The 15063-nt window shown below is 44.2% G+C and carries 16 protein-coding genes; 11 read left to right on the top strand and 5 right to left on the bottom strand.

The features are described 5' to 3' along the window. Positions 1 to 106: 106 nt before the first annotated feature. The 5 genes from hisC (at position 107) to DKT73_RS15315 (ending at position 5794) form a co-directional block, all read left to right on the top strand. Positions 107 to 1165 (top strand): histidinol-phosphate transaminase, encoded by a 1059-nt coding sequence (gene hisC / locus DKT73_RS15335; protein ID WP_111639429.1) that lies wholly within the window; start codon positions 107 to 109, stop codon positions 1163 to 1165. A gap of 224 nt (positions 1166 to 1389) precedes the next feature. Next, positions 1390 to 3171 carry an SLC13 family permease gene (locus DKT73_RS15330; protein ID WP_111639428.1) on the top strand — a complete coding sequence of 594 codons (1782 nt, stop codon included), beginning with the start codon at positions 1390 to 1392 and terminating at the stop codon, positions 3169 to 3171. 184 nt (positions 3172 to 3355) lie between these two features. After that, positions 3356 to 4360 carry a DKNYY domain-containing protein gene (locus tag DKT73_RS15325; protein WP_157959194.1) on the top strand — a complete coding sequence of 335 codons (1005 nt, stop codon included), beginning with the start codon at positions 3356 to 3358 and terminating at the stop codon, positions 4358 to 4360. Positions 4361 to 4370: 10 nt separating this feature from the next. Then, positions 4371 to 5033: a sigma-70 family RNA polymerase sigma factor gene (locus tag DKT73_RS15320; RefSeq protein WP_232827897.1), complete on the top strand. Its 663-nt coding sequence runs from the start codon at positions 4371 to 4373 to the stop codon at positions 5031 to 5033. Continuing rightward, positions 5030 to 5794, top strand: coding sequence for an anti-sigma factor (locus tag DKT73_RS15315; RefSeq protein WP_111639426.1), 765 nt, complete (start codon positions 5030 to 5032; stop codon positions 5792 to 5794). The genes DKT73_RS15320 and DKT73_RS15315 overlap by 4 nt, the downstream gene beginning before the upstream one ends. Positions 5795 to 5852: 58 nt before the next feature. On the opposite strand, the gene DKT73_RS15310 is transcribed toward DKT73_RS15315, so the two are convergent. Continuing rightward, entirely contained in the window at positions 5853 to 6800 is a 948-nt protein-coding gene (locus DKT73_RS15310) for a LysR family transcriptional regulator (RefSeq protein WP_111639425.1), read from the bottom strand. Positions 6801 to 6889: 89 nt separating this feature from the next. Here DKT73_RS15310 and DKT73_RS15305 point away from each other — a divergent pair, with 89 nt between their 5' ends. From DKT73_RS15305 to DKT73_RS15295, 3 genes are all read left to right on the top strand, one after another. After that, a complete protein-coding gene (locus DKT73_RS15305) occupies positions 6890 to 7318 on the top strand; it encodes a DMT family transporter (RefSeq protein WP_111639424.1) in 429 nt (142 codons plus the stop codon). Between the two features lie 11 nt (positions 7319 to 7329). Continuing rightward, the gene (locus DKT73_RS15300) at positions 7330 to 7791 is read left to right on the top strand and encodes a DMT family transporter (protein ID WP_111639423.1); all 462 of its coding nucleotides are present in this window, start codon (positions 7330 to 7332) and stop codon (positions 7789 to 7791) included. 277 nt (positions 7792 to 8068) lie between these two features. Next, positions 8069 to 8401, top strand: coding sequence for a YnfA family protein (locus DKT73_RS15295; protein WP_111639422.1), 333 nt, complete (start codon positions 8069 to 8071; stop codon positions 8399 to 8401). Between the two features lie 81 nt (positions 8402 to 8482). Here DKT73_RS15295 and dxs read toward each other — a convergent pair whose 3' ends face one another. From dxs to DKT73_RS15280, 3 genes are read right to left on the bottom strand one after another with little or no spacing between them, the layout of a single operon-like run. Then, complete coding sequence (gene dxs / locus DKT73_RS15290; protein ID WP_111639464.1) at positions 8483 to 10369, bottom strand: 1-deoxy-D-xylulose-5-phosphate synthase; 1887 nt, start codon at positions 10367 to 10369, stop codon at positions 8483 to 8485. A 50-nt stretch (positions 10370 to 10419) separates the two neighbouring features. Continuing rightward, complete coding sequence (gene ispA, locus DKT73_RS15285) at positions 10420 to 11301, bottom strand: (2E,6E)-farnesyl diphosphate synthase (RefSeq protein ID WP_111639421.1); 882 nt, start codon at positions 11299 to 11301, stop codon at positions 10420 to 10422. After that, entirely contained in the window at positions 11298 to 11540 is a 243-nt protein-coding gene (locus DKT73_RS15280) for an exodeoxyribonuclease VII small subunit (protein ID WP_111639420.1), read from the bottom strand. The genes ispA and DKT73_RS15280 overlap by 4 nt, the downstream gene beginning before the upstream one ends. Before the next feature lie 174 nt (positions 11541 to 11714). On the opposite strand from DKT73_RS15280, the gene pomA reads away from it, so the two are divergent. The 3 genes from pomA (at position 11715) to dapB (ending at position 14432) form a co-directional block, all read left to right on the top strand. Beyond that, the gene (gene pomA, locus DKT73_RS15275; RefSeq protein ID WP_111639419.1) at positions 11715 to 12470 is read left to right on the top strand and encodes a flagellar motor protein PomA; all 756 of its coding nucleotides are present in this window, start codon (positions 11715 to 11717) and stop codon (positions 12468 to 12470) included. Between the two features lie 26 nt (positions 12471 to 12496). Then, positions 12497 to 13489 (top strand): flagellar motor protein MotB, encoded by a 993-nt coding sequence (locus tag DKT73_RS15270; protein ID WP_111639418.1) that lies wholly within the window; start codon positions 12497 to 12499, stop codon positions 13487 to 13489. A gap of 142 nt (positions 13490 to 13631) precedes the next feature. Beyond that, the gene (gene dapB / locus DKT73_RS15265) at positions 13632 to 14432 is read left to right on the top strand and encodes a 4-hydroxy-tetrahydrodipicolinate reductase (RefSeq protein WP_111639417.1); all 801 of its coding nucleotides are present in this window, start codon (positions 13632 to 13634) and stop codon (positions 14430 to 14432) included. A gap of 66 nt (positions 14433 to 14498) precedes the next feature. On the opposite strand, the gene DKT73_RS15260 is transcribed toward dapB, so the two are convergent. After that, a complete protein-coding gene (locus tag DKT73_RS15260; protein WP_111639416.1) occupies positions 14499 to 14987 on the bottom strand; it encodes a MarR family winged helix-turn-helix transcriptional regulator in 489 nt (162 codons plus the stop codon). Positions 14988 to 15063: the final 76 nt, after the last annotated feature.

Genomic DNA, 15063 nt, shown 5'->3' with positions numbered 1-15063 from the left:
GGCCGTGTAGAAAACGTTACATAAAAAATAAGGCCTCAATTGAGGCCTTATTTGATTTGAAGTCTTTTGCACTTTCTACTTTTGCTGAAAAATATTGGAGCACTCCATGAGTCGTTTTTGGACAGATAAAATCGCTTCTCTTGACCCTTATGTGCCAGGCGAACAACCGCAAGACAAAAAGTACATTAAGTTAAATACGAATGAGAGCCCATACTCTCCATCGCCAAAGGCCTTAGAAGCTATGGCGGCAGAAGTAAGTGAGCGTTTACGTCTTTATCCAGATCCAAATGCTGTAACGCTAAAAAGCGCATTGGCAAAAAGTTATCAGTTGGATGCGAACCAGGTGTTTGTTGGCAATGGTTCGGATGAGGTATTGGCGTTGGCCTTCATGGGCTACTTTGCCGGTGGTAAGCCTTTGGCGTTTGCTGACATTACCTACAGTTTTTATAAAGTGTACGCGGGCTTATACAGCATCGAACCAAAACTGATTCCGCTGAATGAGCATTTTGATATTGTGCCTGCCGATTATGAAAACCTAGATGTCTCAGGTGTGGTGGTAACCAATCCAAACGCGCCAACCGGTAAAGCCTTGCCTTTGTCTGATATTGAGACAATCTTAAAAGCGAATCCTGACGTGGTGGTGTTAGTGGATGAAGCTTATGTGGATTTCGGTGCGCAAAGCGCGGTGTCTTTGATTAACCAATACCCAAATCTATTGGTGGTACAAACCTTGTCTAAATCTCGAGCTTTAGCCGGGATTCGTGTTGGCTACGCATTAGGTCATGCCGATTTGATCGAAGGGTTAGAGCGCTTGAAGAACTCGTTTAACTCCTACCCAATTGATCGTATTGCTTTGGCGGGTGCAACGGCCGCAGTAGAAGATGAAGCCTATTTAAAAGAAATTTGCGACAAGACCATCGCCACCCGTGAACAGTCTGTTAAAGAGCTGGAAGCGCTTGGCTTCAGTATTGTTCCTTCCGCGACTAATTTTATTTTTGCCACTCACCCAGACAAAGATGCCGAGCAAATTTACCTTACCTTAAAAGAACAAGGCATTTTGGTTCGTTATTTTGGTAAAAAGCCGCGCATTGGCAACTACCTACGTATCACTATAGGGACTGATGCAGAAATGTCAGCGCTAACAGCCGCATTGAAGACTTTGTAACCACTGTGTCGCCAGAACCCTCCTTTTGGAAAAGAGGAGGGTCTCGTCTTTACATTGAATGTATTGCCATATTGCTCTCAGGTTGTTCCTGCATTGCTGTGTGCTGTGATGTCTTTGGTGAATTTTATATTCCTTATTGATCTAATTTATAATCTTAATATTCTTTTATGTTATTTGTGGGAATGGGTAGAATCTTTCTTTTTATAACGTAGAAGGCGTTTTAAATGGAATGGCAGGGTTGGTTTTGCCTAGCGTTGACTGTTGTGGCATTGAGTTTGTTAACACTCACAAGAATGGCCCCCCATTTTGTCATGATGGCGGTAATGACCATTCTCAGTGCGATGGGGATTTTATCTGGCACCGAAGCCTTGGCGGGGTTTTCTAATGCGGGGCTGATTACGGTGGCAGCCATGTTTGTGGTCGCTGCTGGAATACACGGTTCCGGTGGTGTGGATTTGATGGTGAATAAGGCGTTGGGTCACCCTAAATCCGTACGCTCTGCTCTTTGTCGGATTTTTGCGCCAGTGGTTGTGTTGAGTGGTTTTTTGAACAATACCCCCGTCGTGGCGACCATGATCCCTGCTATTCATGCTTGGTCTCGTAAAATAAAAATACCTCCTTCCAAACTGATGATTCCTTTAAGTTATACGGCGATTCTTGGTGGTACTTTGACGCTTATCGGAACCAGTACCAACCTTGTAGTGAATGGACAGTACCAAGAGCTTACTGGAGGCGCTGGTTTTTCTTTATTTTCTATTACCGCAGTGGGTATCCCAGTTGCATTGGCTGGTATGGTTTTCATTTGGGTATTTTTGCCCAAATGGCTACCTGATCGTAGCGATAAGCAAGCGTTTGGTAATCTGCGAGAGTTTACGTTAGAAGTGACAGTAGACCCAAATGGACCTTTAGTAGGAAAGACGGTTCAAAGTGCGAATCTACGAAATTTGGAGCGTGTATACTTAGTTGAAATTGAGCGACAAGATACCATTGTGACAGCGGTATCCTCAGAAGAAGTATTGCACGGTGGAGACCGTTTGGTGTTTGCTGGCGATACTCAAGCGATTTCGGATTTATTGCGAATCCATGGCATTGTGGCTTCCGCGGACAATGGGGAAGTTAGCACGCTGAATAAAGATCGCGCTGAGCGCTGTTTAGTGGAAGCGGTTGTCTCGCCTCATTGCACCGCGTTGGGAAAAAACATTCGAAATGCCAAGTTTCGTGATCGATATGGTGCGGTTGTGTTGGCTGTCGCACGTAATGGCGAGAGGGTGAAGGGAAACTTAGGGAACATTCATTTAGAAGCGGGGGATACGCTGTTATTGGAGGCCAGACCGGCTTTTGTTACCCGTCAACGCTATAACAAAGATTTTTTGCTGATTAATGACCTAGAGGCCGAAACGCCGAGACACGATAGAGCTTGGTTGTCTTGGGCGATTCTGGTCGGAGTGGTCGCTGCCGCAGGCTTTGATTTGATTAGTATGCTGAATGCTTCGTTAATAGGCGCCAGTTTAATGATTATCACAGGCTGCTGTTCTATTAGTCAGGCAGAAAAAAGCTTGGATTTAACGGTGATCATTACTATTGCCGCCTCGTTTGCTTTGGGGATGGCGTTACAGAAAACGGGTGTGGCGGAATTTCTTGCTCATAATATGATTAATCTGAGTGGCGGCACCCCTTGGCTGATGTTAGTTTTGATCTATGTTGCCGTGTCTTTGTTAACCGAAACTATTACGAATAATGCCGCCGCGGTATTGATGTTGCCTATCGTGTTAGAGGTGACCGAGAAGGCTGGGTTAAATAATGAGCCTTTTGTGTTCGCTATTATGATGGCGGCTTCGGCGAGCTTTGCGACTCCGCTTGGTTATCAAACTAATTTGATGGTGTATGGTCCTGGTGGCTATCGATTCAGTGACTTTTTAAGAGTGGGTATACCGATGAATATATTTATTGGGGCGGTTACTCTAGCCGTGCTCATTATAGGTTGGCCATTGGTTAAAACAGCATAAGGTTTTGAGTTAAGGTAAGAGGTTTTTATTCGATTGTTGAAGCGTATTTTGATATAAAAATACCCTCCCTGCCAGTGCAGTGAAAGCATGTTTATTTTTCAGGAAGGATATTATGCATATTGTTATCAACATCATTGTGACGTTAGCGCTTTTGTATTGGCCTGTTGTGATGATGATGTCACCTATGATGTTTGCCGCACCAGGTGCTGATGATAATAAAGGGGCTATATTTACTGCTTTCTTTTTTATGTCATATCCGGTGACGATTTTTCTTTTGCTGGGTGTTTTAGGCGGGAAGTATTTTGGCTTTAACAGCTTTGTGTTGGCATTAATCAGTGCGATTGTGGTTTTTTTTGTGCTGTCTTTTTTTGGTTACACTGGGATGATGTCGAATGTCATAAGAGGTATCCCTAATAGCGGTTACGGTGTTGTAGGAAATACGGTTTACTACAATGCTGATCCTATTGTTGGTGCGGATGCTGAAAGCTTTAATGCTTATAAGAGCGAAGACTATCATAATGATTACAGTGTGGATCAATACGCTGCGGATAATCAGTACCTGTATTTTCGCGGCAAACCGCTTCCAGGCATTCGTCTAGAAAATTTAATTGGAAAGATCGTTGCGTATGATTTTTATTGGTTAAATGATACTCAGGTGATACGAAATGGCGAGGTCATAGCTGGTTTGGATCCCCAAACGTTTGGTGACTTTGAAGGCTATTCTTATTGGACTTATTCTAAAGTGGGTGAAAAATATACCCTTTATTATGACAATACTTCGGTTGATTTGGCTGATTTCCACTCTTTTATCCCCTTAACAGATCGGTTAGCCAAAGATAAAAATCGCATTTTTTACGATGGCCAACCCATTACATTACAGGTCGATATTGATAGTTTTGAAGCGTTTTCAACTTATGGTTTTGCGCGAGATAAAGGTCACCTTTATTATTTGGGTAGCGATACCCCTATCCTAATAAACGGTGCTGATCCTGACTCTTTTGATGAGTTGGGATGGGGTTACTATAGAGATAAAAACGCGATCTACTACGTTGAAGAAGAAAATGTGTTGGTTCTTGATAGTGTCGATTATAGAAGTTTCGAAATAGTGGGTTATATTGAAGACCATGAGTATGATGCGAAAGACGCTAACGCCTATTATATGAGAGGTCAGAAGGTGAGTGAGCCGTAAATAGAGAGAAATGCCTAAGCTCAGTCGTGACCTTGGGGGTGAACAATTAAACGTGGTGTCTGCGGACATGTCATTCAGTGGATACTTAATTGATACGAGTCTTATGAAGCAATCTTTATTATCAGAACAGCACACCACAGAATCTTTGGCGAATTTGCTGCTTAGAGTCGCTCAAGAAGATCGTCTTGCTTTCTCTGAGTTATATACATCCACTCATCGGAAACTTTTTGGCATTGTTTATCGTATCTTGAAGAATCAAGCTGCGTCTGAAGAGGTGTTGCAAGAGGTTTATCTTAGAATATGGGAAAAAGCGGCGAGTTTTGACGCGAGCCTTGCCTCCCCCATTACTTGGATGGCCACCATTGCACGTAATCGTACTATTGATGAAGTGCGAAGGAATACTTTACCAGACAGTGATGAGGATGTGGATTTTGATTTAATTGCAGACGATTCCATGGCACCAGATGACTTTTTTACTAAGAGCCAAGATTTGTTAAAACTAGAAGCGTGTTTGGGTAGGCTTGAATCGCCTCGTGCAGAAATGATTAAGGCAGCCTATCTTGATGGATTCTCCCGTCAAGAGCTTGCTGACCACTTCGAGCAGCCGCTAGGGACGATTAAAACTTGGCTTCATCGCAGCATTAAGCAGCTGCAAGGTTGTATGAACTTATGAATAACGACGAAGAAATGTCTATTCACACGTTAGCGGCAGAGTATGTGCTTGGTACTTTGGATAGCGTTGAACGTGATGCGGTAGAAGCTAGGCGTACAAAGGAGCCTGAGCTTGAAGAGGCTATTGTTCGCTGGCAAGCACACTTTGCAGGTTTGAACGACTACGTGCAAGAAGCAAAGCCAAGAGACGGCTTGTTTGACGATATTTTAGCGAAGCTTGATCAGCGCTCGAACAATAACGCGGTGAATGGTCAGGTGATGAGCGCATCCACTTCTGCTGTCATTGTCGAAATGGCAGTCATGCGAGCTAAGCTGCAGCGTTGGCGATTCACCGCCTTTGGTGCCTCGGCGATTGCCGCTTGCCTTGCGCTTTTTATGGTGGTGAAACCGCCAATAACGCAACCGGCGCAAGTCAATGCGCCTTTTGTCGCGGTGTTTCAAGCGGACGATCAACAACCCGCTTTTATTATGTCATTGGACATTGAAACTCGACAGCTGACGGTCCGCCCGGTCACCGCACAAGGACAGGCGGAAGGGAAAACCTATCAGTTGTGGATTAAGGCTGATGAAATTGGTCCAGCGCCACGCTCTTTAGGCTTATTGGCGAATGTGGCCGCGCCGATTCAAAAACGGATCGATTATGATCCTGCGGTGATTCGACATGCGACGTTTGGGATCAGTGTGGAGCCCGCTGGTGGTTCTCCAACGGGCGTACCGACTGGCCCTGCGATTCATGGCAGGCTGTATCCAACGTCCCTATAAGACGTGTTATGTTTGGCTCATTTAAGCCAACCCCAATAGGTTGGCTTTTTTTGTTTTTTTATTTGCTAATAAAGTGTTTATCCCAGTATGGCTGGGAGCGACCAAAAAAGTCCGCCATAAAGTCTAAGAAAGACACCACCTTTGACGATTTCATTCTGTTGCCTGGATAGAGAGCATAAATACTTTGTTGAGTGTCTTTTTCGGATCCTTCCCAGTTTTCTAGCAAGGCAACTAATTCCCCCGAGACTAGATGCTGAAAGACCAGCCAACGTGGAAATAAGATAATCCCTTGGCCAGCTAAAGCGGCCTGTACCAGTATATCTGCATTGTTACTGCATAAGTTACCAGTGACCTCAATGCATTCAAATTTGGTTTTGTTTTCTTGTCGGAAAAACCAGTTACGGCGTCCATTATTACCTTTATAAACCAAACAGTTTAAATCGAGTAATTGCTTTGGTTGAGTTAGTGTGTCGATTTTATCTTCTATGTTTTCAAGATAACTCGGTGATGTGCACAGAACGAACTGTTCATCGGCAATGGCCTGGTAATTCAGGCTAGAGTCTTCAAACCCTCCAATGCGAATGACAATGTCCGAGCCATTTGCGACTGGGTCAATATAGGCATCGGTAAGCATTAACTCGACGTTAATGTCTGGATAACGCTGTTGAAACTGACAGATTAATTGGGATAGGTGTAACCGTCCAAATGAAACAGGCGCATTAATGTTTAAGTTACCTTGTGGCGTAAGAAGTGAGCCTTTAGCGTGTTCGGTCGCCAGATCTAGGCTGGTTAATGCTTCCCTCACTTCAGCGAAATAGTAAGCACCCACTTCCGTTAGTTTTACCGCACGCGTGTGTCGATAAAATAGACGCTGACCAAGCTCTTCTTCTAAGGCTGAAATGTATCGAGAAATAGAAGAGGGGGGTAAATCTAGCTCGCGTGCAGCAGCAACAAAGCTGCCGGTTTTGGCGACGGAAAGAAAAACTCTAAGGGGTTTGATGCTCATAATGCAATTATCACTTGTTATCTGTGTTATTGAATTGATTTAAGCATCAATGAACAATGCCTGCAACGAAAACGAGTGGAATCAAATTTATGCAAATAATGGTGTATCTTTTGGTATTGGCAGCAGGCATGGGATTGTCTATTGAGGCTGGACTCTTAGGGCCTTTGGGGGAGTTAGTTGGGCATTTTTCAGCGACCCTGGCGATTTTTATGATTGGTTCTATCTTGCTGTCATTGATTATGGTTTTCTTTGCGAAGCCTAATTTGCCGGAACTGTTTAAACAGCCTAAATGGTTGCTAACCGGCGGCGTTTTAGGTCCGGTTTATGTGGTCTTTCTCACCATAGCGACACCGATTATTGGTGTCGGTATGACAATGACCAGTGTTTTATTAGGGCAAATCGGTATGAGTCTGGTGATTGATCATTATGGTTTGTTGGGCAGTGAAAAGCGCGGCATTGATCCGTATCGAATTTTGGCTGTGGTGATGATTGTCGCTGCCCTTTGGTTGTTGAGTTAGGAGTAAATAATATGACCGTATTTTTCGCCGTGTTTATGTTGATATTAGGTGGCATAGCTCTGTCTGTGCAATCTTCTATTAATGGCCGCTTAGGGAATACTGTGGGGGTGATCGCCAGTGCTTGGCTGACATTTGTGATTGGTTTCGCTATCTCGTTCTTATTGTTTTTCTTCTTTGAACCGAGTCATGATACTACCCTATTCAGTGCGCCTAAGTGGCAACTTAGTGGCGCTTTATTTGGTGTAATGTATATGCTTATCGTGGTGTTTGCTGTGCCTAAAATTGGTATCGCAGCAGCGACGGTTTGTACTATTTCAGGTCAGTTAATTATGAGTCTAATCATTGATCATTTTGGTTGGTTAGAGAACAGTGTCATTCCATTGGATGGCAATAGATACATTGCAATTTTGCTGTTAATTGGTGCGATCACAATGATTTATCTGAGTAACAAGCGTAGTTTAAAAGCCGCTTAATCATTCATCCTGTCACCTTTAATGGCCTAGTAGATCTGTAAACAATAGATCGGCTAGGTCACTTTTGTCTTTACGCTTCCAAATGCTATCGTCTCAATAGAGCCATCTCAAGAAATGTCACTGAATAAAGTTCTGTAATGTTCGTTTAGCTTGTAAACTGACATTTTTTAGCGAAGCATAGTTGGCTTTACGCTAGCAAGTAAGGATGGTTTTAATGGCATTCGTCTTGTACCTATGTGTTTGACGCCTTGATAAGAGTATTAAAAGGAGCGTTCTTTTGTCTGAGTTAAAAACACTTGGCCTTTTTATGGTGACTGCACTGGCTGAGATTGTTGGTTGTTATTTACCTTATCTTTGGTTGAGAGAAGGAAAAACTATTTGGTTATTGTTGCCCGCAGCACTCAGTCTGGCATTATTTGCTTGGTTGCTGACACTGCACCCAACAGCCTCTGGGAGAGTGTATGCGGCCTATGGCGGTGTTTATATCTTCATGGCGGTGGTATGGCTCTGGCTTGTGGATGGCATTCGTCCAACTACTTGGGATATGGTGGGGTCTGCAGTGGCACTTTTGGGGATGGCCATTATTATGTTCGCACCGAGGTCTATGTAATCCACAATTGCTTATAATTCATGATAAAAAAATCCGTTTTAGTTTACCCAATATAGGCATTCTGAAACGGATTTTTTCACTTTAGATGTTTGAAATGCGAGTTAATTTGAGTTCTATAGACTTCTGAATACCCTCTGCATCGAGTCCTACACGTTTTAGCATAGAAGCATGGCTAGCATGTTCTTCGTATTGATCGGGCAAACCAAGGTGAAGCGTTGGAATGTTGATGTTGTTGGCAAGTAAGAACTCACTGACGGCTGACCCCGCGCCTCCCATGATGGCATTTTCCTCGACAGTGACGATGAGCTTTGCTTCACGATGAGACAGTAGGGCTTCCTCATCAATTGGTTTGACAAAACGCATATCGAGCAAGGTTGCGTCTAATGTATTTGCTGCTTGCAGAGCATCGTAAGTTGGGCGACCAAAACCACAAATGACAATGCCAGATTGTCCTGTTCGTAGGGTACGAGATTTGCCGATTTCAAGCGTGCGTAAATCCGGTTCAATGTCGATGCCTTGGCCTGTTCCACGCGGATAACGCACGGCAGCAGGGCCTTTGTATTCATAGCCTGTTTGTAGCATTTTACGGCATTCGTCTTCGTCTGACGGAGCCATAACAACCATGTTTGGAATACAGCGAAGGTAGCTTAGATCATAAACGCCAGCATGAGTTGGACCGTCTTCACCCACTAATCCTGCTCGGTCAATGGCGAACAAAACATCCAGATTCTGCAAGGCAACATCGTGAATAAGTTGATCGTAGGCACGCTGTAGGAAAGTAGAGTAAATCGCAACAACGGGTTTGATTCCATCGCACGCCATGCCAGCGGCGAGCGTCACGGCATGTTGTTCAGCAATGGCGACATCAAAGTATCGCTCAGGAAAACGATCAGCGAAATCAATGAGATCTGAACCTTCTTTCATGGCGGGTGTGATGGCAACCAGCTTGTCATCTTGTTCGGCCGCGTCACATACCCATTGACCAAAAATATTACAGTATTTGGGCAGCTTGCTTTTTTCTACATTGGGTTTGGGGTCTGGTTCAATCTTGTTAATGGCATGGTAGCCGATTGGGTCGCCTTCAGCAGGTTCAAAACCTTTGCCTTTTTTGGTGATGACATGCAGGAATTGAGGTCCCTTTCTGTCTTTCAAATTGGCAATGGTGGTCAATAGATGATCCATATCGTGACCATCAATAGGGCCGATATAGTTAAAACCTAGTTCTTCAAACATCATGCCAGGCGATACCATGCCTTTCATGTGTTCTTCCGCTTTACGAGCCAGTTCTAATGCGGAGGGTAATCCAGAAAAAACCTTTCTGCCGCCTTCGCGAATATGATCGTAGGTTTTACTTGCCCAAATACGTGCAAAATAACTGGATAATGCACCAACAGGTTTGGAAATGGACATTTCGTTATCATTCAAAATGACCAGCATGTCGGCTTTTACATCGCCTGCGTGGTTCAGTGCTTCAAAAGCCATGCCGGCGGACATCGCGCCATCGCCTATAACGGCAACGGCTTTGCGGCCTGTTTTCAATTGTCTCGCGGCAAGAGACATTCCAAGTGCCGCGCCAATTGACGTACTAGAATGGCCAACACCAAAGGTGTCGTATTCACTTTCATCACGTTTTGGAAAACCGGATATACCGTTTTCTTGGCGAATGTTGAGTAAGGCTTCGCGACGACCGGTTAAAATCTTATGGGGATAGGCTTGGTGGCCCACGTCCCAAACGATGCGGTCTTCAGGTGTATTGTATAAATAATGAAGGGCAACGGTGAGTTCAACAACACCAAGTCCTGCACCAAAATGTCCGCCAGTCTGTCCGACGCTGTAAAGCATGAACTCTCGTAACTCACGGACAAGTGTTGGCAGCTGCTCTTTTTTAAAGGCGCGTAAGTCAGCGGGCGCGTTGACTTGATCAAGCAGTGGCGTTTCAGGTCGCGCTGTAGGTATCTCTTCGAACATGGGCACAGGTTTGGTCACATTTAATTAATCTAAAAAAGCGGGTAAGTATATCAGTGGTTGCGGCCAATAATATAGTTCGCAAGCTCAACTAAAGGTTGAGCCGCGTCACCAAAAGGTGAAATCGCTGTAATGGCTTGTTTGTGTAGGCTTTGAGCAAGTGCTTGTGCGCCTTCTAAACCAAGCAGTTTAGGGTAAGTTGGCTTGTTTGCGTCTTCATCCGAAAACTGGGTTTTTCCCAGTGTGGTGGTGTCGCTGGTGATATCTATAATGTCATCTTGTACTTGAAAAGCCAGCCCAATGGCTGTGGCATAGGCATCTAAGGCGACTAAATCGGCTTCACTGTTCGCACCTGCGCTGATCGCTCCCATCCGTATGCTAGCACGAATAAGGGCGCCGGTTTTGTGTTGGTGCATTTGTTCAAGTGCATTGATATCAATATCTTTTCCAACATTGGCTAAGTCAATCATTTGTCCAGTGACCATGCCATGACGGCCAGAAGCAAGAACAAGTTCCTGAATTAATTGCAATTGTATCTTGGTGTTTTGGTGCTTTGCGTCACTTAATAATTCGAAAGCAAAGGTTTGTAAGGCATCACCTGCCAATATAGCTGTTGCTTCGTTGTATTGTATATGGCAAGTAGGCTTACCACGGCGCAAATCATCGTCGTCCATCGCTGGAAGATCATCATGAATCAAGGAATAAGCATGAATGGATTCAATTGCTGCCGCACAGGCGTCGGTGAGGCTATTTGCTTTACCAAACAAAGAGGCTGCCGCATAGGTCAACATAGGGCGAACGCGTTTGCCGCCATTGAATAAACTGTAGGCCATGGCCTCCTGTAAATGACTTGCAGGTTTATATTGGTCTAAATTTTGCGTAAGGTAAAAGTCTACGCGTTGACGAGCGTATTGAGAGAAATCGTTTAGCGTCACGAATGTAATTCCGGATCAAAGGTTTCTAGGTGCTCTCCATCTTGCTTTTCCAGCAAAATTTGGACTTTTTGTTCGGCTTGAGTGAGGACCGCTTGGCACTCTTGGCTTAGCTTAACGCCTTTTTCAAAGGCTTTTAATGCTTCTTCGAGTGAGAGCTGATTGGATTCAAGTTGTGTGACCAGCGTGTCCAGTTCACTGAGGTTTTCTTCAAAATGACGGACATTTGTTTTACGTGACATGTTGACTACTCTTGTTTTTAACCTACGTTTTGTAACAGAAAATTGCCTATTGTTCGAGGGAGTGTTAACGAAAATTACAAAAATCCTGTAAGAAGATCTCATCCTTCGTCTTCGTTTCGTATAGAATCACTAAATGTATCGGTCGTATTATAGCTTTATTGTCAGGAGACGTGTGTGGATATCGCAACGTTAATAGGACTTGTTGGGTCTTTTATAGTAATTATCTCCGCCATTTTTGTTGGTGGATCAGCGGGAATGTTTATTGATACAGCATCGACGTTGATTGTTTTGGTCGGATCTACCTTCGTTGTTTTGATGCAATATCCTTTAAGTCAGTTTCTGAGTGCTGGCAAAGTGGCTGCGAAAGCCTTTATGTTTAAAAGCGTTCCGTTAGATACTTTGATCGATGAAATATACGGTTTAGCCGATGAGGCTCGAAAAGGCGGATTGCTCTCGTTAGAAGGAAAAGAAGTGGGGCATCCTTTCTTATCGAAAGGTATTCAAATGTTAGTGGACGGCCATGATAGCAATGTGGTGAAAAGTCAGTTGACCAAAGACATGAATCAATCCTACCTTCGTCATACGGCTGGCGCTAAAGTATTTAAAGCCTTTGGTGATGTAGGCCCTGCCATGGGGATGATAGGGACACTGGTGGGGTTAGTGCAAATGTTGGCTAACATGGACGATCCTAAGGCCATCGGTCCTGCCATGGCTATTGCTTTGTTGACCACTCTTTATGGCGCGATGCTGGCCAACATGGTGTGCTTGCCCATTCAAGCGAAATTAAACATTCGTGCTAATGAAGAGTTAACGTGTCAGAAACTTATTTTGGATGCTTTGCTTGCGATTCAGTCGGGTCAGAACCCTCGTATTTTGGATGGTGCTCTGAAAACCTATATTGCAGAAGGTAAGCGGACTGAGCGTGAATAATATTTTAGTTGTAAACGGGTTCGATAATGAGCGATGAAGAAGAGTCAGATTGCCCCGAATGTGTAGAGGGCTTACCTGCATACATGGGAACGTTTGCCGATCTCATGTCGTTATTAATGTGTTTCTTTGTGCTTTTACTATCATTTGCTGAAATGGATGTGTTGAAATTTAAGCAACTGGCAGGTTCTTTGAAAGTAGCGTTTGGTGTACAGAGTGAGGTAAAAGCGGATTCCATTCCAATGGGAACCTCGATAATTGCCCAAGAGTTCAGTCCAGGTCGTCCTGAGCCGACGCCGATAAATGAGGTGCGGCAAAAAGCAGACAGTACACCTGAAAATACGCTTGAGGTCATTTGTAAGCCTGGTGATGCGGAATTAAAAGAGCAAAGTAATTCAGGTTCTCCTTCACCAGTCACTTTTGTGGATAAATCGAATGCGGATCTTGAACGAGAGAAACAAATTCAAGAAACAGAGGGTGATGCACAAATGATTGCCTCGGTGATGCGCGAAGAAATTTCAAAAGGTACGGTAGAAATTGAAACGCAAGAGCAGACCATCACAATAAGGATTAAGGATAAAGGGTCTTTTGAGTCTGGCTCTGCGGAGTTGAATTATGATTTTATCCCTGTTATTGACCTCATTCGTGATGTTTTAGTTGGCATTCAAGGTACGATTTCAGTAGAGGGCCATACTGACAACGTGCCTATTGATAGCCGTCGTTTTCGCTCGAATTGGCAGCTGTCTTCTGCACGGGCTATTTCGGTGGCTGAAGAGCTGTTCTCGACAGGCATTCTTAATCAAGGTCGCTTTGCCGTTACGGGTTACGCGGACACTCGTCCTTTGGTGCCGAATGATACGCCTGCTAACCGTGCGACAAACCGACGGGTAGAAATTGTGATTAAGCAAAACGATACGTCGCGACCAGCCATGCGCACGACAGTCGATGATGTACCTTCTGATGGTGCCATTGAATTTGGTTTGGATAATGTGAGTGAATTACGACCTAATGAGATCTTTTAGGTCGTTCTCTAACAATGTAGACAGATAAAAAGAAGCTTCGGCTTCTTTTTTTTGTTCGCTCTACAAGTTGTTGATTTTTAATGCTGAGTTTAAAGTGAATTTTTGCTATGGTTTGCGCAGACAAAATTGAGGAAGTAGACAAATGCGAGTTGCAGTTATTGGCGCATCCGGGCGCATGGGAAAAAATTTAATTACCGCCATTCATGATGCTAAAGAGGTTTCTTTAGGCGCTGCTATTTTAAAACCTGGCAGTAGTTTGATCGGTGCCGATGCGGGTGAAATTGCGGGTGTTGGGAAGTTAGGTGTAGCTGCCGTTGCATCGTTGACTGACTGTGTGAATGATTTTGATGTGCTGATTGATTTTACGACGCCGACGCTAACGTTAGAAAATGCCGCTTTTTGTGCCAAACACCAAAAAGCCATTGTAGTTGGAACGACAGGGTTAAGCGATGACGAGAAAGCGGCGCTGATGGAAGCCGCACAACGCTCGCCTGTTGTTTTTGCTCCAAATATGAGTGTCGGTGTGAACTTAACGCTTAAGCTATTAGCGACGGCTGCGCAAATTTTAGGTGATGATTACGATGTGGAAATTGTAGAAGCGCATCATCGCCATAAAGTTGACTCACCTTCTGGTACGGCATTACGCATGGGAGAAGTGGTTGCTGAAGCGTTAGGTCGAAATTTAAAAGAGTGTGCTGTCTATGGCCGTGAAGGTCAAACGGGCGCCCGTACCCAAAAAGAAATTGGTTTTGAAACCATTCGTGCTGGTGATGTGGTTGGTGAGCACAGTGTTTGGTTTGCAACGGAAGGTGAGCGTATTGAGATTGTTCATAAAGCCAGTAGTCGTATGACTTTTGCGAAAGGTGCTGTTCGTGCCGCTAGCTGGTTGGCTGGTAAATCGGCAGGCATGTACGATATGCAGGATGTACTGAATCTGAAGTGATCTTGGCTTGCTGTGAATTAAATGAAAATGGCTGCAAATTTGCGGCCATTTTCATTTAAGCGTTTTTTAAACTAGCGCATCAGGAGAATTGATATCCAGTAATGGTGCTGCATCTAGGTTTTCTGCGTCCATCATCATAGCGATACGTTGCAAGGATGAAAGTACTTGGGTTTGTTCCCAGCCTTCCAGTGACTCAAATTCGTCAATGAATTTTTCATGCAGCAGAGGCGGTGTGGTTTTTAGTATTTCCAATCCCGATTCTGTTAGTCGTGCATTCACAATACGCTTGTCTTTTTGTGCTCTAACGCGTTCGACATATTGACGGTCTTCCAAACGATTTAGTATGGTCGTCACAGTCGCTTGGCTTAATGAAACACTATCGGAAATCTTGCGTACGGTCACGTCACCCAATGCTTCGATGGATCGCAGTACCATAATTTGCGGAATCGTTAAGCCGCAGGCTTTTACCACACGCTTTGATTGAAGATCTGTAGCGCGAATAATGCGTCTTAAGTGGACGAGAACGTCGTGTAAGTGTTGTGGAGAATTAGGCATAATGAATAGGTAATCCCAAAGATTTTACGGATTATATGGTTTTATTTTGATCTGTAAAAGATTAGTTTTAAAAAAG

Origin of the sequence: Marinomonas shanghaiensis, from assembly GCF_003259175.1 — a bacterium.
GTDB lineage: Bacteria > Pseudomonadota > Gammaproteobacteria > Pseudomonadales > Marinomonadaceae > Marinomonas > Marinomonas shanghaiensis.
This window is presented reverse-complemented; position numbering and strand designations above follow the sequence as displayed.

Excerpts from the sequence above, each read along its gene's own strand:
- hisC (WP_111639429.1), top strand. The coding sequence starts at position 107 with ATGAGTCGTTTTTGGACAGATAAAATCGCTTCTCTTGACCCTTATGTG.
- DKT73_RS15330 (WP_111639428.1), top strand. The coding sequence starts at position 1,390 with ATGGAATGGCAGGGTTGGTTTTGCCTAGCGTTGACTGTTGTGGCATTG.
- DKT73_RS15325 (WP_157959194.1), top strand. The coding sequence starts at position 3,356 with ATGATGTTTGCCGCACCAGGTGCTGATGATAATAAAGGGGCTATATTT.
- DKT73_RS15320 (WP_232827897.1), top strand. The coding sequence starts at position 4,371 with ATGCCTAAGCTCAGTCGTGACCTTGGGGGTGAACAATTAAACGTGGTG.
- DKT73_RS15315 (WP_111639426.1), top strand. The coding sequence starts at position 5,030 with ATGAATAACGACGAAGAAATGTCTATTCACACGTTAGCGGCAGAGTAT.
- DKT73_RS15310 (WP_111639425.1), bottom strand. The coding sequence starts at position 6,800 with ATGAGCATCAAACCCCTTAGAGTTTTTCTTTCCGTCGCCAAAACCGGC.
- DKT73_RS15305 (WP_111639424.1), top strand. The coding sequence starts at position 6,890 with ATGCAAATAATGGTGTATCTTTTGGTATTGGCAGCAGGCATGGGATTG.
- DKT73_RS15300 (WP_111639423.1), top strand. The coding sequence starts at position 7,330 with ATGACCGTATTTTTCGCCGTGTTTATGTTGATATTAGGTGGCATAGCT.
- dxs (WP_111639464.1), bottom strand. The coding sequence starts at position 10,369 with ATGTTCGAAGAGATACCTACAGCGCGACCTGAAACGCCACTGCTTGAT.
- DKT73_RS15280 (WP_111639420.1), bottom strand. The coding sequence starts at position 11,540 with ATGTCACGTAAAACAAATGTCCGTCATTTTGAAGAAAACCTCAGTGAA.
- DKT73_RS15270 (WP_111639418.1), top strand. The coding sequence starts at position 12,497 with ATGAGCGATGAAGAAGAGTCAGATTGCCCCGAATGTGTAGAGGGCTTA.
- dapB (WP_111639417.1), top strand. The coding sequence starts at position 13,632 with ATGCGAGTTGCAGTTATTGGCGCATCCGGGCGCATGGGAAAAAATTTA.
- DKT73_RS15260 (WP_111639416.1), bottom strand. The coding sequence starts at position 14,987 with ATGCCTAATTCTCCACAACACTTACACGACGTTCTCGTCCACTTAAGA.